We start from the raw sequence: 14,285 nt of genomic DNA, 5'->3' as shown, positions 1-14,285 counted from the left end.
GTCAGCCCGCGATCGACTGCAGCGGCCGGGGCAGCGACCGCCTGCCGGCCACCGGGCCGAGCACCGCGGCGCCGAACGGGCGGGTGAGCAGTTGGCGCGCAACGGCATTGACCTCGTCGAGGGTCACGTCGTCGATCTTGGCCAGGGTGTCGGCGATACTGCGGTGCGCACCGTAGTTGAGCTCACTGCGCCCGATTCGGTGCATCCGGGATGCGGAGTCCTCCAGACCCAGCACCAGTCCGCCGCGCAGCGAACCCTTGGCGATGCGGCATTCGTCGGCGCTGATACCGTCGCGCGCGACCTCGGCCAACGCGTCGGTGGTGAGCCGCACGACCTCGTCGAAGCGCTCCGGCAGACAGCCCGCATAGATCGACAGCGCACCGCTGTCGGCGAACGTGTCGACAGTCGAGTACACCGAGTAGGCCAGCCCCCGGGTCTCCCGGATCTGTTGGAACAGACGGGAACTCAGGCCACCACCGAGTGCGGCGTTGAGCACCGACAGGGCCCAGCGGTGATCCCAGTGCCGCCCCGGGGTGCGCACGCCGAGCGACAGATGGGCCTGTTCGGCGTCACGGCGGATCAGTTGCAACCCCGGCCGGCCCGGCACCCGGCCCGCGCCCTTGCGCGGCGGCACCGGGGTGCGGCCGCGCACCAGACGCGCGCCGAAGTGTTCCCGCACCAGGCCGACGACCTCGTCGTGGTCGACGTTGCCGGCGACCGCGACGACCATCCGCTCCGGGGTGTAGCGCCGGACGTGGAACGAGTGCAGCTGATGGCGCGTCATCGCCGAGACCGACTCGACACTGCCGATCACCGGCCGGCCCACCGGGTGTTCACCGAACATCGCCGACAGGAAGACGTCACCCAGGGTGTCCTCGGGATCGTCGTCGCGCATGGCGATCTCCTCGAGCACCACGTCGCGCTCGACCTCCACGTCGTCGACGAGGCACCGTCCGCGCAACACGACATCGGCGACCAGGTCCACCGCCAGCTCCAGGTCGGAGTCGAGCACGTGTGCGTAGTAGCAGGTGTGCTCCCTGGTGGTGAACGCGTTCAGCTCGCCGCCGACGGCGTCGACCGCCTGCGCGATCTGCACCGCGCTGCGCGTCGGGGTCGCCTTGAACAACAGGTGCTCGAGGAAGTGCGCTGCCCCGGCGACGCTTCGGCCCTCGTCGCGGGAGCCGACGTTGACCCACACCCCGACCGAGGCGGAGTGCACCGACGGGACGTGCTCGGTAACCACGCGCAGGCCACCGGGCAACTCCGTGCGGCGCACCGCCGCCGCGGCCTCGTCGTTGCGGCGCCCGCGGCGCAGCGCCCCCGAGCTAGCTGCTGGCGGTCGCTGCATCAACGGGAACGTCGGCAGGGCTGTCCGTCTTCTCCGACTCCTCGTCGACGAGGATCAGCGAGATCTTGCCGCGGTTGTCGATGTCGGCGATCTCGACGCGAAGCTTGTCGCCGACCTTGACGACATCCTCGACCTTGGCGATCCGCTTGCCCCGGCCCAGCTTGGAGATGTGGACCAGGCCGTCGCGGCCCGGCAATAAGGAAACGAAAGCTCCAAAGTCAGTAGTCTTCACCACCGTGCCGAGGAAGCGCTCGCCGACCTTGGGCAGCTGCGGGTTGGCGATCGCGTTGATCTTGTCGATCGCGGCCTGGGCCGAGAGCCCGTCGGCGGCGCCGACGAACACCGTGCCGTCGTCCTCGATCGAGATCTGGGCGCCGGTCTCCTCGGTGATCGAGTTGATCATCTTGCCCTTGGGCCCGATCACCTCGCCGATCTTGTCGACCGGCACCTTGATCGTGGTGATCCGCGGTGCATACGGGCTCATCTCGTCCGGCCCGTCGATGGCCTCGGCCATCACCTCCAGGATGGTGATCCGGGCATCCTTGGCCTGGGCGAGGGCACCCGCCAGCACCTGGGACGGGATGCCGTCCAGCTTGGTGTCCAGCTGCAGCGCGGTGACGAAGTCCTTGGTTCCTGCGCACTTGAAGTCCATGTCGCCGAACGCGTCCTCGGCGCCGAGAATGTCGGTCAGCGTGACGAAGCGGCGCTCGGTCTTCCCGTCAACTTCGATGTCGTCGGACACCAGGCCCATCGCGATGCCCGCGACCGGCGCCTTCAGCGGCACACCGGCGTTGAGCAGCGACAGCGTGGAGGCACACACCGACCCCATCGAGGTCGAACCGTTGGAGCCGAGCGCCTCGGACACCTGGCGGATCGCGTACGGGAACTCCTCGACGCCGGGCAGCACCGGCACCAGCGCCCGCTCGGCCAGCGCACCGTGGCCGATCTCGCGGCGCTTCGGCGAACCGACCCGGCCGGTCTCACCGGTCGAGAACGGCGGGAAGTTGTAGTGGTGCATGTAGCGCTTGCTGGTCTCGGGCCCCAGCGAGTCGATCTGCTGGGCCATCTTGATCATGTCCAGCGTGGTGACACCCATGATCTGGGTCTCGCCGCGCTCGAACAGCGCGCTGCCGTGTGCCCGCGGGATGATCGCGACCTCGGCGCTCAGCGCGCGGATGTCGGTGATGCCACGGCCGTCGATACGGAAGTGATCGGTCAGGATGCGCTGGCGGACCAGCTTCTTGGTCAGCGAGCGGAACGCCGCACCGATCTCCTTCTCCCGACCGGCGTACTGCTCGGCCAACCGGTCGAGAACCTCGACCTTGATCTCGTCGGTGCGCTCGTTGCGCTCGTTCTTGCCGGCGATGGTCAGCGCCTCGGCCAGCGCATCGGTGGCCGCCGCGGCGACCGACTGGTACGCGTCGTCGGCGTAGTCCGGGAACAGCGGGTACTCCGCCGTGTCCTTGCCCGCCGCGCCGGCCAGCTCGGCCTGGGCGTCGCAGAGCACCGCGATGAACGGCTTGGCCGCTTCCAGGCCCTCGGCCACCACGGTCTCGGTCGGTGCGCCGGCACCGCCGGCGACGAGGTCGATGACGTTCTCGGTGGCTTCGGCCTCGACCATCATGATCGCGACGTCTTTATCGGAGCCCTCGCCGACGACACGGCCGGCGACCACCATGTCGAACACCGCCGACTCGAGCTGCTCGACGGTCGGGAACGCCACCCACTGGCCGCCCTTGTTTTCGGGAGTGGAGATCAGCGCGACCCGCACGCCGCCGACCGGGCCCGAGAAGGGCAGCCCGGAGATCTGGGTGGACGCCGACGCGGCGTTGATGGCCAGCACGTCGTAGAGATCCTTGGGATCCAGGCTCAGCACGGTCACCACGACCTGGATCTCGTTGCGCAGGCCACTGACGAACGACGGGCGCAGCGGCCGGTCGATCAGACGGCAGGTCAGGATCGCGTCGGTGGACGGCCGACCCTCGCGGCGGAAGAACGAGCCGGGGATCCGGCCCGCGGCGTACATGCGCTCCTCGACGTCGATGGTCAGCGGGAAGAAGTCGAAGTGCTCTTTGGGGCTCTTGCTGGCGGTGGTGGCGCTCAGCAGCATGGTCTCGTCGTCGAGATAGGCGACGACGGCGCCGGCGGCCTGCTGGGCCAGCCGGCCGGTCTCGAAGCGGATGGTGCGGGTGCCGAAGCTCCCGTTGTCGATCACGGCGGTGGACTCGAACACGCCGTCTTCAATTTCAACTACAGACATGGATGTCCGTACGGCCTCTCTGGGGTCATCATTCAGCTGTTTCGCGTGAACACGCCCAGGATGGCGACCACCCCGGGGGCACTCCCCGGGCAGTCGGCCCGGCCCGGATTCGTCGACGGCCGTCGATCGAAGCGGCCGGAGTTCTCTCCGGCAGCCACTACCGAAGACCGCGCGATCGGGCGGATCTGTCGTGTCACGCGGGAGCGGTGCGCGCGGATCTGCGAGGACCGCACCCGGTTGTTCGCGCCATACGGCTGGCGAACGCACCCATGGTACATCCCGGCAGGTGCGAAACCCCTAATCCGGGGTGCTCCGCGGGGTACGCACGATGCCTCAGGACACGTCCTCCACGCACACGGTGAAGTTTCGCTCGTCGTAGGGATAACCGAGTCCGCTGGCGCACTGGTCGACGCCGGCGACGTCGGTCAGGATCTGGGTCGCCCGCTGGCGCCCGGGAGCCGAGCCGTCGGCGCAGTCCACCCTGATCGGGTCGCGGGCGCCGTCCGGATCGATGCTCATGCAGTCGCCGACCACCCAGTCGATGTCCATGCAAATCGTGCTGCGCTGATCGGAGAACGATGCGCGCATCGAGTAGTACGAGTCGACGTCGGACGGGCACTCGTCGGTGTCGGCGACGGTGGCCACCACCTTGAAGTTCGACTCGGGCGAGCCGCAGGAGGCCTCCGTGGCCTCGGGCCGGTCGGGCGGACCGTCCATCTTCACGCAGTCCCCCACCACCATGTCCTCGGTCGGGGGCCGCGCGCACGATGTCAGGACACCGGCCACCAGCCCCGCCGCGGTCGCGCACGACGCGACCACGAACAGGGTTCGCATGGCCGGGATGACCGGGGTGGCGTCAGCGACGCAGACCGAGGCGGTCGATCAGCGAGCGGTAGCGCTCGACGTCGACCTGGGCGACGTACTTCAGCAGCCGACGGCGGCGACCGACCAGCAGCAGCAGCCCGCGTCGCGAGTGGTGGTCGTGCTTGTGCACCTTCAGGTGCTCGGTCAGGTCGGAGATCCGCTTGGTCAGCAGCGCGACCTGGGCCTCGGGGGAACCGGTGTCGGTGTCATGCAGGCCGTACTGGCCCAGGATGTCCTTCTTCTGTTCGGCAGTGAGCGCCACGAAACAACTCCATCAATTCGGTCCGCGATCAGGAAAGGCCGGAGCGGGCTCCGGGAGCGTGGCCACCGCGAACTGCAGCACACGCCGGGTCGGCAGGCAGTCTAGCAGCGGGTGACGGCCGGCCGGAAATCGCTGATGGCGGCGTCAGCGGGCCGACAGGATGGTGCGCGCACGTTCGGTGTCGGCGCCCATCGCGACCACCAGGTCGGCGACCGAGTCGAACTTCTCCTGTCCGCGCAGTCGGGCGACGAAGTCGACGGCGACGTGTTGCCCGTACAGATCTGCGCTGGTGTCCAGCACGAACGCCTCCACGGTGCGGGTGCGCCCGGAGAAGGTCGGATTGGTGCCGACCGAGACGGCGGCCTGATAGCGCTCGCCGGGGATCACGCTCCCCACCACCGGCCCGTGCCCGAGCACCGTGAACCACGCGGCGTACACCCCGTCGGCGGGGATCGCCGAGTACATCGGCGGAGCGACGTTGGCGGTCGGGAACCCGAGCACCTTCCCGCGCCCGTCGCCGCGCACCACCACGCCCTCGACCCGGTGCGGGCGACCGAGCGCCTCGGCCGCGGCGACCATGTCACCCGCGTCCACGCAGGACCGGATGTAGGTCGACGAGAACGTCACCGTCTCGTCGCGATGATGCTCGGCCACCAGCGAAAGGGAATCCACCGCGAACCCGAACCGGTCGCCGACCGTGCGCAGCAGGGCTACATTGCCGGCCGCCTTCTTACCGAAGGTGAAGTTCTCGCCGACCACCACCTCGACGACGTGCAAGCGCTCGACCAGCAGCTCGTGCACGTAGCGCTCGGGGGTCAGCTTCATGAAATCGGTGGTGAACGGCATCACCAGGAAGACGTCGACGCCCATCTCCTCGACCAGCTCGGCGCGCCGGGTCAGCGTGGTCAGCTGTGCGGGGTGGCTGCCCGGGAAGACGACCTCCATCGGGTGCGGGTCGAAGGTCATCAACACCGTCGGCACCCCGCGTGAGCGGCCCGATTTCACCGCCCGACTGATCAGTTCCTGATGCCCGCGGTGCACACCGTCGAACACGCCGATGGTCACCACACATCGGCCCCAGTCCGTCGGGATCTCGTCCTGCCCCCGCCAGCGCTGCACAGCCGTAGCCTACGGCCCGATCGCAACGCCGGCCCAGCAGGACCACCGGATCAAGTGGTGATTGCCTAAACTTTGTGTTCGTGAGTCCTGACGGAAACCCCGCCGATGTGTCGATGGTGGCTCAGGACTATCTGAAGGTCATCTGGACCGCCCAGGAATGGTCACCCGACAAGGTCAGCACCAAGCTGCTGGCCGAGCGTCTCGGCGTCTCGGCGAGCACGGCGTCGGAGTCCATCCGCAAACTCGCCGACCAGGGCCTGGTCGATCACGAGAAGTACGGTGCGGTGACGCTCACCGAGGCGGGCAGGCGCGTGGCGCTGGCGATGGTGCGCCGGCACCGGCTGATGGAGACGTTCCTGGTCCGCGAGCTCGGCTACAGCTGGGACGAGGTGCACGACGAGGCCGAGGTGCTCGAGCACGCGGTGTCCGACCGGATGCTCGACCGTATCGACGCCAAGCTCGGCCACCCGACCCGCGACCCGCACGGCGACCCGATCCCGGCCGCCGACGGCCAGGTGCCGACCCCGCCGGCTCGCCAGCTGTCGGTCTGCAAGGACGGGGAGACGGGCACGGTCGCGCGCATCTCCGACGCCGACCCCGAGATGTTGCGCTACTTCGACTCCGTCGGGATCAGCCTGGACTCCCGGTTGCGGGTGCTCGCCCGCCGCGACTTCGCCGGGATGATCTCGGTCGCGGTGCGCAACCCCACCGGCAGCGACGAGTCCGCCGAGACCACCGTGGACCTGGGAAGACCAGCCGCACAGGCGATCTGGGTCGTCGGATAGGTCGGATAGAGGGGGTCGCCGATGGCGAAGCTGGAGTTGTCCCGGTCGCTGGCGATGCCGGCCGAGGACGCCTGGGCGCACGTGTCCGACCTGTCGACCCTCGGCGACTGGATGACGATGCACCAGGGCTGGCGCTCGGAAGTTCCCGACGAGCTTTACGTCGGCGCGACGGTGGTCGGGGTGGCCGGCGCCAAGGGCATGCGCAACCGGGTGACGTGGACCGTCCGCGAGTACGACCGCCGTCGGCGCTGACGATCAGCGGAGACGGTGTGGGTGGCACGCGCTACCGGCTGGCGATGAAGGCGGCCCCCAGCGGCGACGGCTGCACCTTCACCGTGCGGATGGACCTGGGCGGCGCACCGCTGTTCGGCCCGATCGGCGCTGCGGCGGTCCGCGCGGTCAAGGGCGACATCGACAAGTCGATCGGCGAGTTCGAGCGGCTCTATTGCTAGCCGGCCTCGGCCTCACAACGTCGCCGGACGGATCACCACCACCGAATGGGTTCGTTCACCGGCATCCTCCAGAAGCGCCATCACGGCACCGTCGGGCCGCGTCGCCGCATAGATCCCGGCCAGACCGGCCGGCGCCAGGGCCCGGCCATGGCTGACGTCGACCGCCTCGCCATCGGTGAGATCGCGACGCGGGAAGGCCTGCAGACAGGCATCGTCGAGGCTGTAGGACAGGGTGGGCGTCTCCGCGAGCTGCTCCAGTGTGCGGGCGTTGTCGAGGCCGAAGCGGCCGACGCGGGTCCGGCGCAGCGCGGTCAGGTGGCCACCGACTCCGAGCGCCGCCCCGACGTCACGGGCCAGGGCGCGGATGTAGGTGCCGCTCGAGCAGTCCACCTCCACGTCGACGTCCACCACATCACCGGCAGGGCGGACCGCAACCACGTCGAAGCGGTCGATGCGGATCCGGCGCGGGGCCAGTTCCACCTCCTGGCCCTCCCGCACCATCCGGTAGGCACGCTTGCCATCGACCTTGATCGCGCTGACCGCCGAGGGCACCTGGTCGATCTTGCCGCGCAGCGCCGCGACCGCCGACTCGATCTGGGCACTGTCGAGACCCGCAGCCGAGACCTCCTGCAGCACTTCGCCTTCAGCGTCTTCGGTGCTGGTCGTCTGACCCAGCCGGATGGTCGCCGAGTACGACTTGTCCGTCGCGGTCAACAGACCGAGGATCTTCGTCGCCCGCTCGACACCCACCACCAGCACACCGGTGGCCATCGGGTCCAGCGTGCCGGCGTGGCCGACCTTGCGGGTGCCGAACAGGCGCCGGCACCGGCCTACCACGTCGTGGCTGGTCAGCCCACCCGGCTTGTCGACGATGACCAGGCCGGGTTTCGGACTGCTCCTCGCGTGCGCGGGCGCAGGCCCCCCCGCGGAACTCACAGCACGATTGCCGTCAGCGCCAGCCCATCCCGGACCGACCAGCGACCGGACAGCGCCGCCAGCGGCGGACCCGACTCCGCCGACGGGTCGATCAGGATCCGCGACGTGAAGGTCCCGGCCTTCCCGGTTGCGTCGACCTCGAACGCGATGTGGGCGTCCTCGAACCCCAGCCACCGGTGCGTCAACGGGAACCACGCCTTGTAGGTGGCCTCCTTGGCGCAGAACAACACCCGGTCCCAGTGCACCCCGCCCGGCATCCCGGTCAGTTCGTGGCGTTCGGCCGGCAGGCTGATGGCGTCCAGCACGCCGCGCGGGAGGACGTCGTGCGGTTCGGCGTCGATGCCCAGGGACCGGACGTACTCGCGGCGGCCGACCACCGCCCCGCGGAATCCCTCGCAATGGGTCAGGCTGCCCACGACCCCGGCGGGCCAGCAGGGTTCACCCTTGTCCCCCTTCAGGATCGGGACCGGCTCCAATCCGAGTTCCACCAGCGCCTGACGGGCGCAGTGTCGCGCCGTGACGAACTCGTTGCGCCGCTTGGCCACCGACTTGGCGATCAGCGGCTCCTCCTCCGGCAGCGCGGCGAGCTCCAGCGGGTCGCCGTACAATTCGGCGGCGGCGAGCGCATCGACGGAGCCGGGCAGCACACCGGCCAGCATCGTCGCGGCGATCATGCCCGGCCGCTCGTGATCCGCTGCTGCACCTTGGCGGCGTGGTCGCGCATCTCCTGGGTGATCTGGAAGTGCCCGCCGAACTCGTTGAGGTAGCCGGGCGCATACTTCGGGTCGGGCAGGATCTGGCGCAGCCACCGGTAGGGCCTGCGACGTCGCCACTCCCGCGGATAGCCGACCGACACCTCCTCGAAGCGCACCCCGTCGTACCAGGTGGTGCGGGGAATGTGCAGATGGCCGTACACCGAGCAGACGGCGTTGTAGCGGGTGTGCCAGTCCGCGGTGGCCGTGGTGCCGCACCACATCGCGAACTCGGGATAGAACATCGCGTCACAGGGCTCGCGCACCATCGGGAAATGGTTGACCAGCACCGTGGGCATCATCCAGTCCAGGTCCTCGAGCCGCTTACGGGTGCGGTTGACCCGGTCACGGCACCAGGCGTCGCGGGTGGAGTACGGCTCCGACGACAACAGGTACTCGTCGGTGCCGACCACGTTGCGCTCGCGCGCGATCGCCAGCCCCTCGGCCTTGGTGCCCGCTCCGCGCGGCAGGAACGAGTAGTCGTAGAGCAGGAACATCGGGACGATGGTGGCCGGGCCACCCTCCTCCGTCCACACCGGAAAGGGGTGCTCGGGGGTGACGATGCCCATCTCGTCGCACATGTTGACCAGGTAGTCGTAGCGGGCCCTGCCGAAGATCTGCATCGGGTCACGGTTGGTGGTCCACAGCTCGTGGTTGCCCGGCACCCAGATCACCTTCGCGAACCGCTTGCGCAGCAGATCCAGCGACCAGCGGATCTCGTCGGTGCGCTCGGCAACGTCGCCGGCCACGATCAGCCAGTCGTCGGGCGAGGCAGGGTGCAGCGACTCCGCCACGGGCTTGTTGCCGGTGTGCCCGGTGTGGAGGTCGCTGACCGCCCACAGCGTCGGACGTCGGTCGTCACTGGTCACAACCGACCAGCCTACTGCCCGACCGCATCGCCGACCTTTCGGCAACTAGAACAAGTTCCAGGTTGGCATCCCGCGGCGGGTGGTTCAGTCGCGTATCAGCTTGTCCGTCGGGATCGAGCGCTCCAGCATGCCGACCGTCTCCTCGCCGTCCCAGCGGTAGCGCACTCCGGCCTGCTGCAGTGCCGGGAACGACCAGTTGGCCATCTTCGCCAGCATCTCGGCCGGCACCTCGCTCGGATCGGTGATGTCGTGCGTCGACACCACCGTCTCCCCGGCGATGTGCACCTCGCCACGCTCGGTCTCGAGGACCAGGGAGACGTCTTCGCCCACCGGTTGCAGCCGGCTCAGCCACGGCGCGTGCACCACCCGGGCGGGGATGAGTTCACCGTCGCCGTCGAACAGGTATCCCTCGTTGAATGCGGGCTCGCCGTCGGACCGCGGAGGGTAGGCGATGTAGCCGAACGCCCGGCCGCTGCCGAACAGCGCCGACTGCCAGCAGTGGCCCCAGAAGCCCTCGAGCCGGCGCACCCCCTGGCGGCGGATCCGCAGCCCGCTGCCGGTGAAGTCGTGCCGTTGCCCGGCCACCTCGATCGAGCCGGTCGCCCGGAACAGCTGCTCGTAACGGGGACCGCCCATCAGGTCCCCCACGATCGACGTCCTCAGCTGCGAATCGGCGTCGGCCCGCAGCGCGCCCTGTACCCATGGCGGCACCGCCATCTTGGTCTCCACCTGAAACCGCAGATCGACCGACGGGCCCGTCTTGCGTCCGGCGGCCAGATCCGCCGACGACGTCTGCGTCGCGACGCCGTCGAACGCGACCGTCCACACGTCGAACGGCTCGACGCAGGTGAAGGCGATCGGACCGGCCCCCAACACCGTGGGCCTGCCGTCCGCGCCGAACGGCGATCTGGCGGTGGCCTCGTCGCGGAGCCGGTAGACCCGGCCGTCGGCGAAGGCGACGTTGACCTGGATCTGGTGCGCTTCCCAGCCGGCCGAGACTGCTTCGATGCCGATGCGCGGCAGGCCCACCGTGCCGCGGTCGTCGAAGACCCAGAAACTGACCGAGTCCCGCATCTCGGGGTCCTGGGGCCGCTCGGCGAAGACGAATTCGCGGCCGGGGTCGATCCCGCCCGTGAGGTCAATCGACATGTGCGCTCCTCAGGTAGCGGTCCACGTAGTGGGCGAAGCGGGGCCGGATCTCGTCGAGGTCCAGGCCGAATGACTGCGGGTCGGCCTTCGGGTGGGGTTCGCGTTTCTCCGCGTTCTCGGCCCACCATGCGCGCATGGCGGCTTCGAATGTCTCGGTCACGGGTTCGCCGAGCCAGGCGTACAGACCGCGCACCTGACCGACGGGGTCGCTCTGCATCGAGCGGAAGTCGATGTCGTAGAAACGATCGTCGCCGCCGGCGTCCCGAAACCTCAGCGTGCGCTCGACGCCCGTCGACCACTGGGTCACGTTCAGCTCGCCGAGATAGTGGCGGTCGACGTCATCGCTGAAACCACCGACGATGTCGCCGTAGACGTCGGCCACCGACAGCATCACGTCGGTGGGGTCGCGATGAGTCATGACGAAACGCGCGTCCGGGAAGACCCGGTCCAGGTAGTCGAGGGAGATCATGTGCGCGGGCGACTTGAGCCGCCATCGCCGAGTGGGCTCGCCCCACTGCAGCAACTGCAGGACCCGCCGCTGGTACCGGTAGGTGGACGTGAAGTCGGCCTGCTCGAGCAGCCACTCGGAGTAGGACGGCACCTGCGCGAATGCCTGGAATATCTGAGACTTGAAGTCCAGCGCCATCAGATCCAGACATTCCATCGGCCCCTGGACGTCGTTGGGAACGTGGTGCCTGCTGCCGACGACGACCGGCCGCTGGTCCGGGGGGATCCGCGGATCGTCGCCGAGCACGGTCGACGGCGGCGGGCAGGGTCGGCTGGATTCCCAGCTGCGCACATAGCGGATGTCCCGATCCTGAGCCAGCAGGAACGACAGGGCCGTCGACCCGGTGCGGGGCAACCCGAGCCCGAACAGCGGTGCGGTGATCTGCTCGTCGGCGATCTCGGGGTGACGACGGAACCAGTCCTCCACCTGCAGCCGCTGGGACAGGTGCAGCCCGATGCGGTCGTAGATGAACGCCTCGCCCCGGGCGTTGAGGCGGGCCTCCGCGTCCAGCGCGCGCAGCAGGATCTCCAGCCCCTCACGAAACGAGTCCTCGCCGAAGTCGTCGAGACCGGTCCGTTGGACCGCGGCGGCCATCAACTCACCCGACGCGCCCGATCCCACCGATGAAGCCATGGCGCACCTCCCAGATTTCGTGACAGTACACTGTCACGATTATGGGCGAACCGTCAATTGCCCCCAGGCGCAGCTACGACAACCGCGCACGCCGGGAGAAAGCCGCCCGGACGCGCGACCGCATCGTCACCGCGGGCAGCGAACTGGCGCACGAATTCGACAGCTGGGACTGGCGGGGCCTGACGTTCCGGGCGGTGGCCCAGCGCGCCGGCGTGGGCGAGCGGACCGTCTACCGCCACTTCCCCACCGAACGCCTCCTGCACGACGCCGTGATGGAACGACTCGAGCAGGATGCGGGCATCGCGTACGAGGACGTCGACCTGACCAATCTCGACCGGGTCACCGGCCGGGTCTTCGCTTCGCTGCACCGGTTCTCGGTCCGCGGGTCGGTCAACGATCCCCACGACCCGACGTTCGCGACCGTCGACCAGCGCCGCCGCGAGGCCCTGCGCAGATCGGTTCTCACCGCGGCGCCACAGTGGTCCGACACCGAGCGGCGGATGGCGGCCGGCCTGCTCGACGTGCTGTGGAACGTGCCCGCCTACGAGCGGATGGTCGGGGCGTGGGGCCTCGACGGCCCGGCGGCCACCCGCGCGATCACCTGGTTGATGGCCAAGATCGTCGACGCGATCGAACAGGGCGAACCGCCACCTGCGTAGCCTGTCCAGGATGAACGCAGTATCCGACGCCGTGGCCAGCTCATCGGCCCCGTCCGGCATCGCGGGGTTCACCGGACGCGCGCTCAGCAACCTGCTCGACCTTCCGTCCCCGACCACCGATGTCTCCGTCCACCGCGGACTGCGGGTGCCGATGCGCGACGGTGTCGTGCTGATCGCCGACCACTACGAGCCCCGGACTGCGGCACCGGCGGGCACGCTGCTGGTCCGCGGCCCGTACGGCCGCGGTTGGCCGTTCGCCGCGTTGTTCGGCTCGGTGTACGCCACGCGCGGGTACCACGTCGTGATCCAGAGCGTGCGCGGCACCTTCGGGTCGGGCGGTGACTTCGACCCGATGGTCAACGAGATCGAGGACGGTGCCGACACGGTGGCCTGGCTGCGCGAACAGCCCTGGTTCACCGGAACGTTCGGCACCGTCGGCCTGTCCTATCTGGGGTTCACCCAGTGGGCCCTGCTCACCGACCCGCCGCCGGAGATGAAGGCCGCGGTGATCACCGTCGGACCGCACGATGTCAGCGGACCACGTTGGGGCAAAGGGTCTTTCGCCCTCAACGACTTCCTGGGCTGGAGCGACCTGGTGGCACGCCAGGAACACCCGAACCGCATCGGCGTGCTGGTGCGGCAACTGCGGGCCCAGCGCCTGGTGACGCGGGCGTCGCTCGGTGTGCCGCTGGGGGAATCCAGTCGCGCAATGCTCGGCGAGGGCGCGGACTGGTTCGAGTCGTGGCTCGAGCACCCGCACGCCGACGACCCGTTCTGGACGAGAATGCACCTCCGTGACGCGCTGGATCGCTCCGACGTACCCGTGCTGCTGCTGACGGGCTGGCAGGACCTGTTCCTCGAGCAGACCCTGCACCAGTACCAGCGCCTGCGCGAACGCAACGTTCCGGTGGGGATGACGATCGGCCCGTGGACCCACTCGCACATGATGACCAAGGCCGGCCCGACCGTCGTCCGCGAGACCCTGGACTGGTTGGGCACCCACCTCACCGGCGCGCCCGCGCAACGGCGCTCACCGGTACGGATCCACCTCACCGGGCCGGGATGGCTGGACCTGGCCGACTGGCCGCCGCCCATGCCCCGACTTGTGCTCTGGCCGGTGCCCGGCGGAGGGCTCTCCGGTGCGGCACCCGGTCCGGACTCCGGCAGCGTGACATTCGTCTACAACCCCGCCGACCCGACCCCCACAATCGGCGGCAGGCTGCTGTCGCCGGTCGGCGGCTACCGCGACGACACCGAGCTGTCCCGCCGTGCCGACGTGGTGACGTTCACCGGTCAACCGTTGCCGGCGGACCTCTATGTGGCGGGTACGCCGGTGATGGAGCTGTCGCACGCCTGCGCGAACCCGCACAACGACGTGTTCGTGCGGATCAGCCAGGTCGACGAACACGGCCGGTCGCACAACATCAGCGACGGATACCTCGCCTCGGCGCCCGATTCCGGGCTGGTGCGCATCGAGCTCGACGCGATCGGGCACACCTTCCCGGCGGGTTCACGCATCCGCGTCCTGGTGGCCGGCGGCTCGCATCCCCGGTTCGTGCGCAACGTAGGCACCAGCGAATCGACGGTCAGCGCGACGACCTTCGCGACCGCGCGGCACACCATCCATCTCGGCGAGGCCTCGCGGCTGATCCTTCCCGCCGGCGAGCAGCCGCCGTCAGCCCACTGAGC

At 69.3% G+C, this 14,285-nt stretch carries 13 protein-coding genes and 1 pseudogene; 4 read left to right on the top strand and 10 right to left on the bottom strand.

Annotated features, from left to right (window positions below; genetic code table 11):
• Window position 1: 1 nt before the first annotated feature.
• From JDV09_RS02105 to JDV09_RS02085, 5 genes are all read right to left on the bottom strand, one after another.
• Window positions 2-1,348 carry a M16 family metallopeptidase gene (locus JDV09_RS02105; protein WP_221367423.1) on the bottom strand — a complete coding sequence of 449 codons (1,347 nt, stop codon included), beginning with the start codon at window positions 1,346-1,348 and terminating at the stop codon, window positions 2-4.
• The gene (locus JDV09_RS02100; RefSeq protein WP_221367422.1) at window positions 1,326-3,608 is read right to left on the bottom strand and encodes a polyribonucleotide nucleotidyltransferase; all 2,283 of its coding nucleotides are present in this window, start codon (window positions 3,606-3,608) and stop codon (window positions 1,326-1,328) included. Before JDV09_RS02100 ends, JDV09_RS02105 begins: the two co-directional genes overlap by 23 nt.
• 333 nt (window positions 3,609-3,941) lie before the next feature.
• Entirely contained in the window at window positions 3,942-4,442 is a 501-nt protein-coding gene (gene lppU / locus JDV09_RS02095) for an LppU family putative lipoprotein (RefSeq protein WP_221367421.1), read from the bottom strand.
• A gap of 22 nt (window positions 4,443-4,464) precedes the next feature.
• Entirely contained in the window at window positions 4,465-4,734 is a 270-nt protein-coding gene (gene rpsO, locus JDV09_RS02090; protein WP_067799314.1) for a 30S ribosomal protein S15, read from the bottom strand.
• Window positions 4,735-4,878: 144 nt separating this feature from the next.
• Window positions 4,879-5,853: a bifunctional riboflavin kinase/FAD synthetase gene (locus JDV09_RS02085; RefSeq protein ID WP_221367420.1), complete on the bottom strand. Its 975-nt coding sequence runs from the start codon at window positions 5,851-5,853 to the stop codon at window positions 4,879-4,881.
• A gap of 113 nt (window positions 5,854-5,966) precedes the next feature.
• Here JDV09_RS02085 and mntR point away from each other — a divergent pair, with 113 nt between their 5' ends.
• Together mntR and JDV09_RS02075 are read left to right on the top strand one after the other, a co-directional pair.
• On the top strand, window positions 5,967-6,638 hold the full coding sequence (mntR, locus tag JDV09_RS02080; protein WP_221367489.1) for a manganese-binding transcriptional regulator MntR: 672 nt from the start codon (window positions 5,967-5,969) through the stop codon (window positions 6,636-6,638).
• A 21-nt stretch (window positions 6,639-6,659) separates the two neighbouring features.
• A pseudogene (locus JDV09_RS02075) lies at window positions 6,660-7,090 on the top strand (type II toxin-antitoxin system Rv0910 family toxin).
• 12 nt (window positions 7,091-7,102) lie between these two features.
• Here JDV09_RS02075 and truB read toward each other — a convergent pair.
• The 5 genes from truB to JDV09_RS02050 form a co-directional block, all read right to left on the bottom strand.
• A complete protein-coding gene (gene truB, locus JDV09_RS02070; RefSeq protein WP_221367419.1) occupies window positions 7,103-8,026 on the bottom strand; it encodes a tRNA pseudouridine(55) synthase TruB in 924 nt (307 codons plus the stop codon).
• Window positions 8,023-8,700: a 4'-phosphopantetheinyl transferase PptT gene (gene pptT / locus JDV09_RS02065; RefSeq protein WP_221367418.1), complete on the bottom strand. Its 678-nt coding sequence runs from the start codon at window positions 8,698-8,700 to the stop codon at window positions 8,023-8,025. Before pptT ends, truB begins: the two co-directional genes overlap by 4 nt.
• The gene (pptH, locus tag JDV09_RS02060) at window positions 8,697-9,647 is read right to left on the bottom strand and encodes an ACP phosphodiesterase PptH (protein ID WP_221367417.1); all 951 of its coding nucleotides are present in this window, start codon (window positions 9,645-9,647) and stop codon (window positions 8,697-8,699) included. The genes pptT and pptH overlap by 4 nt, the downstream gene beginning before the upstream one ends.
• Window positions 9,648-9,731: 84 nt before the next feature.
• Window positions 9,732-10,796: a DUF7064 domain-containing protein gene (locus tag JDV09_RS02055; RefSeq protein ID WP_221367416.1), complete on the bottom strand. Its 1,065-nt coding sequence runs from the start codon at window positions 10,794-10,796 to the stop codon at window positions 9,732-9,734.
• On the bottom strand, window positions 10,786-11,937 hold the full coding sequence (locus tag JDV09_RS02050) for a sulfotransferase family protein (protein WP_221367415.1): 1,152 nt from the start codon (window positions 11,935-11,937) through the stop codon (window positions 10,786-10,788). The genes JDV09_RS02055 and JDV09_RS02050 overlap by 11 nt, the downstream gene beginning before the upstream one ends.
• A gap of 41 nt (window positions 11,938-11,978) precedes the next feature.
• Here JDV09_RS02050 and JDV09_RS02045 point away from each other — a divergent pair, with 41 nt between their 5' ends.
• Both JDV09_RS02045 and JDV09_RS02040 read left to right on the top strand, forming a co-directional pair.
• The gene (locus tag JDV09_RS02045) at window positions 11,979-12,596 is read left to right on the top strand and encodes a TetR/AcrR family transcriptional regulator (RefSeq protein WP_221367414.1); all 618 of its coding nucleotides are present in this window, start codon (window positions 11,979-11,981) and stop codon (window positions 12,594-12,596) included.
• Between the two features lie 10 nt (window positions 12,597-12,606).
• On the top strand, window positions 12,607-14,283 hold the full coding sequence (locus JDV09_RS02040; RefSeq protein WP_221367413.1) for a CocE/NonD family hydrolase: 1,677 nt from the start codon (window positions 12,607-12,609) through the stop codon (window positions 14,281-14,283).
• Window positions 14,284-14,285: the final 2 nt, after the last annotated feature.

Origin of the sequence: Mycolicibacterium xanthum, from assembly GCF_019710635.1 — a bacterium.
In the GTDB taxonomy this organism is placed as follows: domain Bacteria; phylum Actinomycetota; class Actinomycetes; order Mycobacteriales; family Mycobacteriaceae; genus Mycobacterium; species Mycobacterium xanthum.
The sequence above is the reverse complement of the archived record's forward strand: the minus strand, read 5'-3'. Positions and strand labels throughout refer to the sequence as shown.